Source organism: Desulfosarcina variabilis str. Montpellier (assembly GCF_048565275.1).
Lineage (GTDB): Bacteria > Desulfobacterota > Desulfobacteria > Desulfobacterales > Desulfosarcinaceae > Desulfosarcina > Desulfosarcina variabilis.
In genome coordinates this window covers 8,879,032-8,892,690 of sequence record NZ_CP159846.1, presented here as the reverse complement: position 1 = coordinate 8,892,690, position 13,659 = coordinate 8,879,032, and the positions used below count along the sequence as shown (strand labels likewise).

The 13,659-nt window shown below is 50.9% G+C and carries 12 protein-coding genes; 8 read left to right on the top strand and 4 right to left on the bottom strand.

Annotated features, from left to right (window positions below; translation table 11 throughout):
- The first annotated feature begins 14 nt into the window (after nt 1-14).
- Both Dvar_RS39980 and Dvar_RS39975 read left to right on the top strand, forming a co-directional pair.
- On the top strand, nt 15-755 hold the full coding sequence (locus Dvar_RS39980) for a 4Fe-4S dicluster domain-containing protein (protein ID WP_419659042.1): 741 nt from the start codon (nt 15-17) through the stop codon (nt 753-755).
- Nucleotides 756-831: 76 nt separating this feature from the next.
- Nucleotides 832-1,758, top strand: a complete 927-nt coding sequence (locus Dvar_RS39975; protein WP_419659041.1) for a formate dehydrogenase accessory protein FdhE — start codon at nt 832-834, stop codon at nt 1,756-1,758.
- Between the two features lie 20 nt (nt 1,759-1,778).
- On the opposite strand, the gene Dvar_RS39970 is transcribed toward Dvar_RS39975, so the two are convergent.
- The 4 genes from Dvar_RS39970 to Dvar_RS39955 all read right to left on the bottom strand — a co-directional run bounded on the left by Dvar_RS39970 (nt 1,779) and on the right by Dvar_RS39955 (nt 6,327).
- The gene (locus Dvar_RS39970) at nt 1,779-2,261 is read right to left on the bottom strand and encodes a cache domain-containing protein (protein WP_419659040.1); all 483 of its coding nucleotides are present in this window, start codon (nt 2,259-2,261) and stop codon (nt 1,779-1,781) included.
- A gap of 240 nt (nt 2,262-2,501) precedes the next feature.
- Nucleotides 2,502-2,984: a cache domain-containing protein gene (locus tag Dvar_RS39965; RefSeq protein ID WP_419659039.1), complete on the bottom strand. Its 483-nt coding sequence runs from the start codon at nt 2,982-2,984 to the stop codon at nt 2,502-2,504.
- Nucleotides 2,985-3,249: 265 nt separating this feature from the next.
- Complete coding sequence (tkt, locus tag Dvar_RS39960; protein ID WP_419659038.1) at nt 3,250-5,265, bottom strand: transketolase; 2,016 nt, start codon at nt 5,263-5,265, stop codon at nt 3,250-3,252.
- Between the two features lie 192 nt (nt 5,266-5,457).
- Complete coding sequence (locus Dvar_RS39955; protein ID WP_419659037.1) at nt 5,458-6,327, bottom strand: radical SAM protein; 870 nt, start codon at nt 6,325-6,327, stop codon at nt 5,458-5,460.
- Nucleotides 6,328-6,885: 558 nt separating this feature from the next.
- Here Dvar_RS39955 and Dvar_RS39950 point away from each other — a divergent pair.
- From Dvar_RS39950 to nifK, 6 genes are all read left to right on the top strand, one after another.
- Complete coding sequence (locus tag Dvar_RS39950) at nt 6,886-8,457, top strand: sigma 54-interacting transcriptional regulator (protein ID WP_419659036.1); 1,572 nt, start codon at nt 6,886-6,888, stop codon at nt 8,455-8,457.
- 455 nt (nt 8,458-8,912) lie between these two features.
- Nucleotides 8,913-9,737 (top strand): nitrogenase iron protein, encoded by an 825-nt coding sequence (gene nifH, locus Dvar_RS39945; protein WP_419659035.1) that lies wholly within the window; start codon nt 8,913-8,915, stop codon nt 9,735-9,737.
- Nucleotides 9,738-9,811: 74 nt separating this feature from the next.
- Nucleotides 9,812-10,168, top strand: a complete 357-nt coding sequence (locus Dvar_RS39940; protein WP_419659034.1) for a P-II family nitrogen regulator — start codon at nt 9,812-9,814, stop codon at nt 10,166-10,168.
- Nucleotides 10,165-10,545 carry a P-II family nitrogen regulator gene (locus Dvar_RS39935; RefSeq protein ID WP_419659033.1) on the top strand — a complete coding sequence of 127 codons (381 nt, stop codon included), beginning with the start codon at nt 10,165-10,167 and terminating at the stop codon, nt 10,543-10,545. Before Dvar_RS39940 ends, Dvar_RS39935 begins: the two co-directional genes overlap by 4 nt.
- 11 nt (nt 10,546-10,556) lie before the next feature.
- Nucleotides 10,557-12,233, top strand: a complete 1,677-nt coding sequence (nifD, locus tag Dvar_RS39930; RefSeq protein WP_419659032.1) for a nitrogenase molybdenum-iron protein alpha chain — start codon at nt 10,557-10,559, stop codon at nt 12,231-12,233.
- 39 nt (nt 12,234-12,272) lie between these two features.
- On the top strand, nt 12,273-13,655 hold the full coding sequence (nifK, locus tag Dvar_RS39925) for a nitrogenase molybdenum-iron protein subunit beta (RefSeq protein WP_419659031.1): 1,383 nt from the start codon (nt 12,273-12,275) through the stop codon (nt 13,653-13,655).
- The last annotated feature ends 4 nt before the right edge of the window (nt 13,656-13,659 follow it).

The window sequence follows — 13,659 nt, the reverse complement described above, 5'->3', positions numbered from 1 at the left end:
CAAGGAGACGACTCATGCCCAAGACTTTCTTCATCGACACATCCCGCTGCACGGCCTGCAGAGGGTGCCAGGTGGCCTGCAAGGAATGGAACGAATTGCCGGCCAATAAAACCAAACAGACCGGGACCCATCAGAATCCGCCCGATCTGAATCCCAACAACTACAAGGTGGTGCGCTTCAGTGAGCATTTGGACGGCGATACCATCCGCTGGTATTTCTTTCCCGATCAGTGCCGGCACTGCATTGACCCGCCGTGTGTGGCGGTGGGCGGGGATCTGGTGGACGGTGCCATCATTCACGATACCAAAACCGGTGCCGTTATCTACACCGACAAGACCCGGCAGCTTTCCGAAGCGGATTTCGAGGAGATCCGTGACGCCTGCCCATACAACATCCCGCGGCGGGACCCGGCCACCGGACAGATCAGCAAATGTACCATGTGTGTTGAGCGGGTGGTGCGTGGCCTGCTTCCAGCCTGCGTCAAGGTGTGCCCTACCGGCGCCATGAATTTTGGTGAGCGGGAGGATATGCTGAGGCTTGCCCAATCCCGTCTGGCACGGGCAAGGAAGGAATACCCCAAGGCCATGCTGGCCGATGCGGACGATGTCAATGTGATTTATCTGCTACCGGATGATCCCATGAAGGTGTATGAATTCAGTGTGGCCAAATTCTCGCCGGGGATCGATCGCAAGGTTTTTCTGGCCAGGCTCGGCGCGCCTTTAAAAAAAGGATTGCGGCCATTTCTCAATCTATGAATCAATCTTAATCGTCTCCCCGCTATATGGCAGCCCCATGCCGGGGGAGACGAAACCCATTCAAGGATATTATGATATGATTGAGCAGGAAAGTACTTGTGACATGGTCTCAAAGCCATTCAATGTTTCGGCTGAATGGATTCTGGCCAGACGGCCGGCGCTGGAAACCGTTGTCAGGCCGTTTGCCACTGTCCTCGGCCGGCGCGCTAAAATTATCGCCGCCTTAAATGGCCGACTGCCGGCAACGCTTCTGCAGCGACCGGTAAATGAATCCGGGATGTCGTGGCTGGTCCGTCATTTGTCCGGGCAATGGAATGATGGTATGGCAAAGGTCATGGGCGACCTCCTGCCTGCGTTGAACGCATCGTTTCCAGACCTGAGTGCGGATTTTCAAACCATTGATGAAATGCTCCCGCAACACCCGGATATGGCGGGAACGCTGTACCGGGCATGGCTGGATGGAAATCAGGCGGCGTTTAACGCACTTGCCGAAGACAGACGCATATCGGCCGGTGCGTTGGGATTTGTCGTTCACTGGGCCATGTCAACGCTGTTCCATGCCCTGCGCATAAAATGGCAGGAGGCGCAGACACCCATTCCCGAAATCACCGGCCACTGCCCCTTCTGCGGCAGCCTGCCCGCTATGGTGCTGCTCCTGGCCCCTGATCAGCGTATCAACGCGTTTTTAAGCGGCGGGGGCGGGCAGGCATTCCTGTACTGCGGCTTGTGCGGGCACCAATGGCGTTTTGCACGCAATCGCTGTCCAGTGTGTGAAACCGATGACCATCACCGCCTGGTTTATTACCAGGAAGCGGAAAACACAGGACAGCGTATCAATGTATGCCACCAATGCGGCCATTACCTTTTATGTCTGGATTTGCGCCAGACTCAAGCCCCCCCGTCACTGGAAATGGCAGCCGTAGGCATGATCCATCTGGACGTTCTGGCGCGTGAAAAAGGATTCAGACCCATGGCATCAACGCCCTGGAACCGGATTGACTAGAACCCGTTAAAAAATCGGTTCTAATAAAAAACACCCGGTGACATGACGTAAAACCCCGCACCAACAAAATAATCCGTGTTCGGTACACGGTATACAAAAGTGTGCTTGGATTTGTTCATGTCCATGCCCGGGACCGGCCATGTGTACTTGGTCCACCCCTTGCCCTTCTCGGCTTTCTTGACCATGTCCTGAAAAAGGAACTTGCCTTCAACATCCTTGGAGTCACGCAGGGTCTCGGCTTTGGTCAGTTCCGGTTTGTGGGGGTGGGCCAGCATTTTGGCCTTCATGTTCATCAAAAATACATAGCTGACACCATCGTTCCATACAAACCGGCCATTTTTATTGCCGATTTCTTTGATGGCGGCATCAATGCCTTGTGATGAAATAAAGTCGCTGGCTTCCTTGCATTTGGCAACGCAATCGTCGCGGGTTCCTGCCAGGGCGGGGACCGTCAGCAGCACGAGCATGATGACGGTCAGCATACGAGTAATAATGGTTTTCAAAATGACCTCCAGTCCATTCAGATTGATCGATCAGTTCCAGGTCAATTCCAAAAAAATCGTGTGTAACAGACGCGCGGCGTCATTTCCATTTTCTCGTTGGTGAACCGATAACCGTAAGGATGAAAATGAATGCCGTTATTAGTTCTGTTCATTAATTCTTATCGACAGTTTCAGGAAAAACTTTCGATAAAAAAGGCGCCGTTTCAGGCGCCTTTTCTTTTACGCTTGTCACTACCTATATCAACGGTAAACACCTGCTTTAATCACGTAATATCCAGCAGCCACAAAATAATCCGTGTCCTGAACACGGTAGATGAATGTATATTTCGGTTTGTTGACATCCATACCGGGCACCGGCCAGATGTATTTGGTCCAGCCCTTGCCTTTTTTTGCCGCTTCAATCATATCCACATTGAATTTTTTTCCGTTGACATCCTTTGTTTCGATCAGGTTTTTGGCCTTGGTTAATTTTGGCATGATGGGATGAGCCAACATGTTGGCGTTCATATCCATTACGAAAACATAGCTGACACCATCGTTCCACACAAAGGGCCCATTTTTGTTGCCGATCTCTTTGATACCCGCATCAATGCCTTTGGTTTGGATTAACTCTGCGGCTTCCTTGCACTTTGTGACGCAATCGTCACGCGTACCGGCCGCTGCGTTAACGGCTAAGATGATTCCATAAAAAACCATCAATGCGACTATCATCGCCTTTTTCATGATGACCTCCACGGTTAACTGTAATTTTATAGTGATGGCATTCACTCATCAACTACTCTGAACCAGACATTGATCACCAGGGTGATGACCAATGTGAGAATCAGCATTATCGCATGGCTAAAAAAAGCATTTGTTGAGAATTGTTCCTTCATTTTTTACTAATGAAAAGAATATTATCGGCATATCCGTTTGGCCACTTTAGGATTTAAAAAAAAAGGGCACTCCATATGGAGTGCCCTTTTTTTTATCTTGGATGAAAATTGTTTTATTTTAGCATTTCAAGCGCTGTCTCAACAATTTTGTCAGCGCTGAACCCAAAATTTTTCAAAACGGTTGCCCCAGGCGCCGACGCACCGAAGCGGTCAATTCCGATGACTTTGCCTTCGGAACCGACATAGCGTTCCCATCCCATGGGAATGCCGGCTTCCACGGCAATGCGTTTTTTATGGATGGCCGGTAGGATCCGTTTTCTATAACTTTCCGGTTGGGCTTCAAAAAGCTCCCAGGAGGGCATGTTGATCACGCGTGCGGCAACGCCCTTTTCGGCCAGCATGGCCTGGGCCTCAAGGGTAATATGAACTTCGGCGCCGGTGGCGATCAGCAGAATTTGTGGCTTGCTGTCAGAGTTGGACAAAATGTAAGCGCCGCGTTCGACATTTGCGGCAGTCTGTTTGGCATCCAGAATGGGCAGCTTTTGGCGGCTGAGGATCAAGGCAACCGGTTGGTCGTTGGTGGCGATGGCCTTGCGCCAGGCCTGAACGGTCTCGTTGGCGTCGGCCGGGCGGATAACCGTCAGGTTGGGAATGGCACGCAAAGATGCCAGATGCTCCACGGGTTGATGGGTCGGCCCGTCTTCACCCACGGCCACGCTGTCATGGGTGAAGACATAAATCACTGGCAGTTTCATTAAGGCTGCCACCCGGATCGCCGGCCGGATATAGTCGGCAAAAACCAAAAAGGTGCCGCCGTAGGGACGAATGCCGCCGTGCAGAAACATGCCGGTCATGATCGCGCCCATGGCAAATTCACGGACACCGAAACGAATGTTGCGGCCCGAATAGTCGTTTTTTTGAAATTCGGGGCAGCCATCGATAAACGTCTTGTTGGAGGGGGCTAAATCCGCCGACCCGCCCATCAGGCTGGGGAAGATGGCTGCTGCAGCATTGAGCGCCTTGCCGGAGGCGGCACGCGTAGCCATGGGGCCCTGTTCGGGCGTAAACACGGGCATGCTGCATTCCCATCCTTTGGGCATGAAGCGGGTCAGGGCATTGACCCAGGCATCGGCCAGATCCGGATTCTGCTTGGCATATTTCTGATAATTTTCTTTCCAGCGGGTTTCCGCTTTTTCACCGGTTTTGAGGCATTTGCGGAAAACGTCTAACGCTTCCTCAGGGATCGTAAACGGTTCTTTGGTCGTCCATCCCAAAGCGTCTTTGGTCAGCTGAATTTCATCTTCGCCCAGTGGTGCGCCATGGGCATCGGGGGTATCCTGTTTGTTGGGGCTGCCATGGGCGATGTGTGTTTTGAGCATGATCATGGACGGTTTTTGGGTCTCCGCTTTGGCCTCCAGCAGTGCTTTTTCGATTGCCTTTGGGTCGCTGCCGTCCTTGACCTTGATGACCTGCCAGCGGTAGGCCTCGAAGCGCTTGGCCACTTTTTCGGTAAAAGCGATTTCGGTGGTGCCTTCGATGGAAATCCCATTGTTATCATACAAGCAGATCAGTTTGCCCAAGCTCAGGTGGCCGGCGAGCGAGGCGGCTTCCGAGGCGACGCCCTCCATCAGATCGCCGTCCCCACACATGACGTAGGTATAATGGTCGACAATGTCGGCGCCCGGTTTGTTAAAACAGGCGGCCAGATGGCATTCGGCCATGGCCATCCCCACAGCGTTGGAAAATCCCTGGCCCAGGGGGCCGGTGGTGGTTTCAACCCCGGCGGTGTGCCCATATTCCGGATGGCCCGGTGTTTTACTGCCCCACTGCCGGAAATTCTGGATTTCTTCCAGGCTGAGGTCGTAGCCGGTCAAATGTAAAAGACTGTAGAGCAGCATGGATGCATGGCCGCCAGATAGTACGAATCGGTCGCGGTCCGGCCAGTCTGGATTGGCTGGATTGTGCTTGAGCACCCGTGTCCAGAGGGTGTACCCAGCCGGTGCCAGTCCCATCGGCGCTCCCGGATGACCGGAATTGGCCTTTTGCACCGCATCCATGGAGAGGGTGCGGATGGTGTTGATGCATAGATCGTCGATGGCTGATCGTTTTTTCTGCTTGCCCGTATTCATTTAACACTGCTCCTTTACACAGGAATTTGAATTGATGCACTGCCATTGAAAGGGCTTGATACAAAAGATCAGCCGTGGAATCAAGGACTTTAATCCGGACCTGCCGATATCTGCCAGCCGATGGTGTTCTGAGACATCGAGCCTGTTTGAAAGCCCCGTTAGCGGGCCTTAGACGGTGGGGCAAACTGGCTCTTAAAGCGCTCGCATCCATTCCGGCCGCAACTGCACCTTGCCGGCCAGCGCCGCGTCGATCAGGGCCAGGGTTTGGGCTTTTTCTTTGGGCATACGGGCGCGGATAGGCAGATAGTTGGATGCGTGGTTGGCATGAAACATCCCCTGGGTTTGATGCGTCTCGGCGATCATGGTGCGCAGTTCGGCCAACATTTCATCCGGCTCGATGAGTTCAAACGTGCCATTCTGGTACTGGTCATAAAGCGGCGTGCCAGGCATCAGCATCAGGCTGAGGGCCCCCACGAATTCCGGATCAATGGCCGACAGCACGCGACCTGTCTCCCGAGCATGGATTTGGGAACGTTCACGTCCGGCCAGGCCCAAAAGCACCGTAACGGAAAGTTTGATGCCGGCGGCGCGTGCCTTGCGCCCCATGTCAATCATCCGCTGGGCGGTGGCGCCCTTTCTGACAGCCTTCAGCGTTACATCGTCACCAGACTCAAGACCCATGTAGGCAATGCCGATTCCGTTTTCGTGCAGTTCGCGCAGCTGTGCATCGCTTTTCATGGCCAGGCTTTTGGTGTTTGCATAGATGCCCACCCGGGTGACCCAAGGTAGCTGCCGGCGGATTTCGGTCAGAATTTTCATCAGTCGCTTTTGGGGAATGATCATGGCATCGCCATCGCAAAGGAAAACCCTGCGTTGGCGTTTGCAGTATTGCGCGGCAAAGGCGATATCGGCCATGATGATGTCATCGGATTTGATTTTGAACCGCTCGCCGGTAAAGGTGCCACAAAACGTGCATTTGTTGTGCGAGCATCCTACGGTGACTTGAAGAAGGATACTATTGGCTTCACTGGGTGGACGGATAATGTTGCCTTCGTAATGCATAATCAACCCTTTTCATCGATGTTACATGTGTGCCGTTAGTTGGCAGCCCAAAGTAATTTACATGTTAAGTGCCATTAATCTGATCGTCTTTTGGGGGATTGTCAATAACCCCCGGCGTGAATTGTTCGAGAAAAGGTAATCCTCGGACCGATCCGGCTTCACTTGTCGCCCCATGGATGATTCAACGGCAATCGGCTTTGTTAATCGCGCTTTTCCCAGATCCGTGGCCATCGGGCAGTATCAGGACCATTTCAAGTGGCCAACCCGGAGCATGATGAGATGGATTAGGCGGTATCGAACACAAATGTAAGATCAAAAAACATAATTGTAAGAAAGTATCCATTTAAAACAAAAATGTATTATATATTTTAAATCTATAGATCTGTAAATAATTAAAATTTCAAATAATAACGAGATGATATAATGAGTTACGCCGATTTATAGGATTGGCACATATGTTGAACGTACGTGGGGTAATGGGTTGGCGGACCTATGCCCGCCGGAGATTTACGAGTAGAATGCAGCCACAAGGGATGAAACGGACCATTTAATACACGCATGGAAAACAATATTTTCGAATTAGAGCTGAAAACGCTTTACGCAATCAGCCACAAAACAGGCCAGGTCTTGGATCTGGACCATACGTTGATGGCGATTCTTGAAATTCTATCCAAGAATCTGTCCATGGAACGGGGCACGGTGACGCTCAAAGACAGGCATACGGGTTTACTCAAAATCATTGCCTCCCACGGCCTGGATCCCATGGAGCAGAAGCGGGGAATCTATCATCCTGGAGAAGGGGTCACCGGGGCCATCTTTGAAACGGCCCAACCCTTTGCGGTGCCGGATATCGGCAAGGAACCGCTTTTTCTCAACCGAACCCAGGCCCGTAGTCTTACCAAAAACAGCCTGGCATTCATCGGCGTGCCGATCTTGCTCAATAACGACCCCATTGGCGTGCTCAGTGTAGATCGGCTTTTTGGGCCGGAAGTGGACTTCAAGGAAGATATCCGATTCCTCACTATTGTGGCGACATTGATGGCTCAGTTTGTTCAACTGAACCGACAGGTCGAACGACGCGAGGAGCACCTGCTGACCGAAAACCGCAGCCTGCGGGCTGAAGTGTCGGCCAAGTATAATCATTTTTTCGCGGTTGGCGTCAGCCCGGCCATGCAAACGCTGAACAAGATGATCCGTAAGGTTGCTCCCAGCCGGGCCTCGGTATTGCTTCTCGGTGAATCGGGGACCGGGAAAACACTCACCGCGAGAATTATTCACGAACTCAGCCAACGCCGCAGAAATCCGTTTGCCAAGGTCAATTGTGCCGCCCTGCCGGATAACCTGATCGAGTCCGAGTTGTTCGGCCATGAAAAGGGCGCCTTTACAGGCGCCACCCAGTTAAAAAAAGGGCGCCTGGAAGAAGCGGACAGTGGAACCATCTTTTTGGACGAGATCGGTGAATTGCCGCTTCCGGTGCAGGCCAAACTGCTGCGATTTTTGCAGGAACGTGAATTTGAACGCTTGGGCAGCACGCAGACCCGCAAGGTCGATGTGCGCATCATTGCGGCAACCAACATTGATTTAAACCAGGCCGTGGAAGACGGGCGCTTCAGATCGGACCTGTTTTACCGTCTGAATGTTTTTCCGATTTCAATTCCCCCGCTTCGTCAGCGCAAAGCCGATCTTCCCCTGTTGGTCGATTATTTTATTTCCAAAATTGCTCGGGAGTACGGTCGGCAGTTTTACTTCTCCACCGAATGTATGGAAATCATGGCTGCCTATAACTGGCCCGGTAATGTGCGCGAATTGGAAAATCTTATCGAGCGGGTAGCCATCATGGCCGAAAGTAATCAGATACAACCCCGTATGCTTCCCGCCTATCTTTTTAGCAATAAGAAAACATCCAATCTTGAAGCGCCAGATACAACTACAACATCCCGTCTTGAGATGATGGAAAGAGAAACCGTTCTGGAAGCACTGGCGCGAAATGATTGGGTGCAGCAAAAAGCGGCCCGAGAAATCGGTCTTACGCTGAGGCAGATGGGCTATCGGGTAAAGAAGTTTAAGCTCGATAAAATCATCCGCGAAAACAAACTGAACAACAATCAGTACAAAAATCTCTCCAATTGAGAACTTTTACGCTCTCGTCAACTGCAGTTTTTCGGCCATACGCCATCCGCTGATTTGACCTTCCGGTCACTTTCCCTGTTATCCAATAATGAAGGCGTGTATCCATCCCGGATGCGCGTCAATCAGTAATTTTATCTGTCTTTGGGGTGGCCTTGGCACTTATTTAATTGCTTCTGCATATACTACCAAATAATGAATGCTATACACAGTCTTACAGTCATATTTCTACATCTACAATATTGTAGATTGTCAATGTACATGAATGTAGATTGAATAGTCATTTTAATTGTCAGAAATGAGAAGAGAATTTCTATGGATAGTCAATTGGATAATAATTACTTTATGTTATATGGCGGTTGGTTGTTTTCTTCCACTTTGGCACACGGGTTGCTCTAAAGAAAATAAACCACTTGAACCAATTTGATGTTAACCATGTATTAAAAAGGAAAAAGAAAATGAGAAAAATAGCAATCTACGGCAAGGGCGGAATTGGTAAATCCACAACCACACAAAACACAGTGGCCGGTTTGGTAGAAATGGGACAAAAAGTGATGGTGGTGGGTTGCGATCCCAAGGCGGATTCAACGCGGTTGTTGTTGGGGGGGCTGGCCCAGAAAACCGTCTTGGACACCCTTCGTGAAGAAGGCGAAGATGTAGAACTGGAAGATGTTCGCAAGATTGGATTTGGCGGGACATTGTGTACAGAGTCCGGTGGCCCGGAACCGGGTGTCGGTTGTGCCGGTCGGGGGATTATCACTTCCATTAACCTGCTTGAACAACTCGGTGCCTATGCAGATAGTGAAGAGCTGGATTATGCTTTCTACGATGTTCTTGGCGACGTGGTTTGCGGTGGTTTCGCCATGCCCATCCGCGAGGGCAAGGCCCAGGAAATCTACATTGTTGTCTCTGGTGAGATGATGGCCATGTACGCGGCCAACAACATCTGCAAGGGTATTGTGAAGTTTGCGGAAGCCGGCGGGGTGCGCCTGGGCGGACTGATCTGCAACAGCCGTAATGTGGACCAGGAGAAGGAACTGATCGAGGAACTTGCAAAACGGCTCGGCACCCAGATGATTCACTTCATTCCCCGGAACAATGTGGTTCAGCGGGCCGAGATCAATCGGAAAACCGTGATCGAATTTGATCCCAAGGATCCCCAGGCGGATGAGTACCGGGCGCTGGCCAAAAAGATTTCGGAAAACGAACTGAAGGTGATCCCCACGCCGATGGCGATCGAAGATCTCGAAAAACTGCTGATCGATTACGGTTTTATGGATTAATCCGGCAACGCCAATACTGGCAAACAGTAACTTAAACAAAAACGAAAATAGAATAATCAAGGAGATTAAGTACCATGATAATGATTCGATCGATCGTCAGGCCGGAAAAGGCAGATGATGTACTCGCCGCATTGATGGAGGCTGGGTTTCCAGCAGTGACCAGGCTTTCCGTGGTTGGGCGGGGTAAGCAGCGGGGTATCAAAATCGGTGAAATTACTTACGATAAGATTCCCAAAGAAATGCTCATCGCTGTAGTAAAAGACGGCGCTAAGGAATTTGTCATCAAAACCATTATGGATGCGGCACGGACTGGAGAAAAAGGTGCCTTTGGCGATGGAAAGATTTTCATTACACCCGTAGACGAATCCTACACCATCAGTTCAGGGATCAAGGAAACAGAAACCGGCGAGCCCGAAGAGGTAGCAATATGAAAGAGATAATGGCCATTGTCCGAATGAGTATGATCAATCAAACCCGGAAGGCATTGACCGAAATGGGCGTCTCTTCAATGACGGCCACCGATGCCCTGGGGCGGGGCGCCGGTTTAGTTGACATGAACCTGCTAAAGGGGGCCGAACAGGGTTACGAAGAGGCCATATCCCAGCTCGGCCAAAGTAACCGGCTGATTCCGAAACGAATGATCGTAATTGTTTCCAAGGATAAGCATGTCGATAAAATCGTAAAAACCATCATAAAAGTGAACCAGACCGGCAAACCCGGTGACGGCAAAATATTCGTTCTGCCGGTAGCCGAATCGATAAGCGTAAGAACCGCCGAAGACGGTGATTCCACCTTAGATGATTTATAGGAGAAATAATCATGACGGCTATGCCCGACAAAAAAACCGAATATGAAGAAAGCGCAAAATCATGGCGGGAGCTCAATCCTGAAGAAGTAAAAAAGGAGATCATGGCCAAATATCCCCCCAAGGTGGCGCGCAAACGATCCAAGCATTTTGTTGTTAACAAAAAGAAAGATGAACAAAATTTTACGCCAATTCAAGCCAACGTGAGAACTATTCCCGGGATTATCTCCCAGCGAGGGTGCTGCTATGCCGGGTGCAAGGGCGTGGTCATGGGGCCCACGCGTGACATCATCAACTTGACGCACGGACCTATTGGGTGCGGATTTTACTCCTGGCTGACCCGGCGCAACCAGACCGATCCTTCCACGACGCCGGACGGGCATAACTTCATGACCTATTGTTTCTCGACCGACATAGAGGATAAAGAGGTTATTTTTGGTGGAGAAAAGAAGCTGAAACAGGCCATTCAGGAAGCCTACGATATTTTTAAACCCAAGATGATCTCCGTGTTTTCAACCTGCCCGATCGGATTGATCGGTGATGATATTCACTCTGTTACTCGGGAAATGCAGGAAAAACTCGGTATTACCATATTCGGCTTCAGCTGTGAGGGATACAAAGGCGTCAGCCAGTCCGCCGGCCATCATGTGGCCAACAACGGATTGTTTCAGCATGTGATCGGCCAGGATGATACTGTCCAGGAAGGTGAGTACAAAGTTAACCTTTTGGGTGAGTACAATATCGGTGGGGATGAATTTATAATCGATGACTTGTTTGAAAAGTGCGGCATTAAGATCATCTCTACTTTTTCGGGGAACTCCAGTGTGGATCATTTCAGAAATTCCCATACGGCCGACCTGAACCTGATCATGTGCCACCGTTCCATCAACTACGTGGCCGACATGATGGAAGAGAAGTATGGTATCCCCTGGATGAAAATCAATTTTCTGGGGGCCAAGTCAACGGCCGCTTCCTTGCGTAAGATTGCCCAGTATTATGGGGATCAAAAGCTCATTGACCGTGTGGAAGAGGTCATCGCTGAAGAAATGGTGGATGTTGAAAAAGCCCAGGCCGATGTCAGGCCCCGGTTGGAAGGCAAATTGGCGATGATGTTTGTCGGCGGCTCCCGCGCCCATCACTACCAGGAATTGTTCGCTGAAATGGGCATGCAGACCATTGCCGCTGGTTATGAATTCGCCCATCGTGACGATTACGAGGGGCGCCATGTTCTGCCGTCGATCACGGTAGACGCCGACAGCCGGAACATCGAGGAACTCGACGTTCAGAAAGATGCTACCCGTTATAACCCGCGAATTCCTATAGAGGAAATCGAGGCGGCTGAAAGAAACGGTGTCAAACTGAAAGAATACCCCGGCATGATGCCCGACATGGAGGAAAACTATACGTACTCGATTGACGACATCAGCCAGTATGAAACCGAAAAGATGATCGAGATTTACAAACCGGCCATCTTCTGTGCGGGCATCAAAGAGAAATACATGGTGCAGAAAAACGGCATGCCGATGAAACAACTGCACAGCTATGATTCCGGCGGACCCTACGCCGCATTCAAAGGCGCGATCAATTTTTATTATGAAATCGACCGTATGATTAACAGCAAGGTGTGGGGCCACATCCGGGCACCCTGGGAAGAAAACCCCGAGCTTGCCGCCATGTATGCGAATGAATAGCTACGGCATGGTATTCATTTAATAGAGAGGAAAATCAAGATGTTAATGCGACATACACCCAAAGCAATACCCGAGCGAAAGGCTCTGACCGTCAACCCGGCCAAAACCTGCCAGCCCATTGGCGCCATGTACGCCTCCTTAGGGATTCACGGCTGTCTGCCTCACAGCCACGGCTCCCAAGGATGTTACGCCTACCACCGGTCCTGCTTGACCCGGCACTATAAAGAACCGGTTTTGGCGGCAACCAGCTCGTTCACCGAAGGTGCCTCTGTGTTTGGCGGCCAGGCCAACCTTTTGCAGGCCCTCAACAATATTTTTACCGTATACAATCCGGAGGTCATTGCCGTTCATACGACGTGTTTGTCTGAAACCATCGGGGACGATATCCCTCAGATATTCGGCAAAGCCGAGGCCGACGGTAAGATTCCTGAAGGCAAGTATGTGCTGCACGCCAACACCCCCAGCTATGTGGGCACCCATGTGACCGGTTTTGCCAACATGACCAAGGCCATGGTCGATTATTTTGCAACGTCCAACGGCCACAAGGAGAAGTGTATCAACCTGATCCCGGGTTGGGTGGAGCCGTCGGATATGAAGGAAATCAAACGTATTGCCGCTGAAATGGGCGTCAAGTCGATCCTTTTCCCGGATACGGAAAATGTGCTCAATGGGCCGCAAACCGGTAAGTTTACCATGTACCCCAAGGGCGGCGTCACCATTGACCAGTTGAAAAAAACCGGCAGCAGCCGGGGAACCATCGCCCTCGGACGTCTTGCCTCCGGACCTGCAGGCAAGGCGCTTGACGCAAAATGCAAGGTGCCCTGCGAAATTTTGGACCTGCCCATCGGTCTTAAGGCCACCGATCGATTCGTGGATGCCTTGAGAAAAATGGCCGGTGTTACCGTCCCGGATTCGTTGAATGTGGAGCGTGGGCAACTGCTGGACATCATCACCGATATGCAGGCCTATTTTTACCATAAAAAAGTCGCCTTAGTGGGTGATCCGGATCAGTTGGAAGCACTTACGGAATTTCTGATCGACATCGATATGCTGCCGGTTCATATCATCACCGGTACCCGGGATAAGCAATTCGAAAAACGGATCCAGGAACTCACCGCCGACCTGCCTTGCAAGGTGAATGTGAAAAGCGGCAACGGTGCAGATATGTTCCATTTTCATCAGTTGATCAAAAATGAGCCGGTGGATCTGATGTTCGGCAATACCTATGTCAAATATATTTCCAGGGATGAAGATATCCCCTTTATTCGGTACGGGTTTCCGATTCTGGATCGCATTGGCCATAGCTACTTTCCCAGCGTGGGGTATCAGGGGGCAATGCGACTGCTGGAAAAAATTTTGGACGCGCTGATGGATCGCCAGGACCGGGATTCTTCAGAAATAGAATTTGAACTCGTAATGTAATTGA

What these genes read in the sequence shown, in the direction of transcription:
- Dvar_RS39980 (WP_419659042.1), top strand. Translation starts at nt 15, where the DNA reads ATGCCCAAGACTTTCTTCATCGACACATCCCGCTGCACGGCCTGCAGA.
- Dvar_RS39935 (WP_419659033.1), top strand. Translation starts at nt 10,165, where the DNA reads ATGAAAGAGATAATGGCCATTGTCCGAATGAGTATGATCAATCAAACC.
- tkt (WP_419659038.1), bottom strand. Translation starts at nt 5,265, where the DNA reads ATGAATACGGGCAAGCAGAAAAAACGATCAGCCATCGACGATCTATGC.
- Dvar_RS39955 (WP_419659037.1), bottom strand. Translation starts at nt 6,327, where the DNA reads ATGCATTACGAAGGCAACATTATCCGTCCACCCAGTGAAGCCAATAGT.
- nifK (WP_419659031.1), top strand. Translation starts at nt 12,273, where the DNA reads ATGTTAATGCGACATACACCCAAAGCAATACCCGAGCGAAAGGCTCTG.
- Dvar_RS39965 (WP_419659039.1), bottom strand. Translation starts at nt 2,984, where the DNA reads ATGAAAAAGGCGATGATAGTCGCATTGATGGTTTTTTATGGAATCATC.
- nifD (WP_419659032.1), top strand. Translation starts at nt 10,557, where the DNA reads ATGACGGCTATGCCCGACAAAAAAACCGAATATGAAGAAAGCGCAAAA.
- Dvar_RS39940 (WP_419659034.1), top strand. Translation starts at nt 9,812, where the DNA reads ATGATAATGATTCGATCGATCGTCAGGCCGGAAAAGGCAGATGATGTA.
- Dvar_RS39950 (WP_419659036.1), top strand. Translation starts at nt 6,886, where the DNA reads ATGGAAAACAATATTTTCGAATTAGAGCTGAAAACGCTTTACGCAATC.
- Dvar_RS39975 (WP_419659041.1), top strand. Translation starts at nt 832, where the DNA reads ATGATTGAGCAGGAAAGTACTTGTGACATGGTCTCAAAGCCATTCAAT.
- nifH (WP_419659035.1), top strand. Translation starts at nt 8,913, where the DNA reads ATGAGAAAAATAGCAATCTACGGCAAGGGCGGAATTGGTAAATCCACA.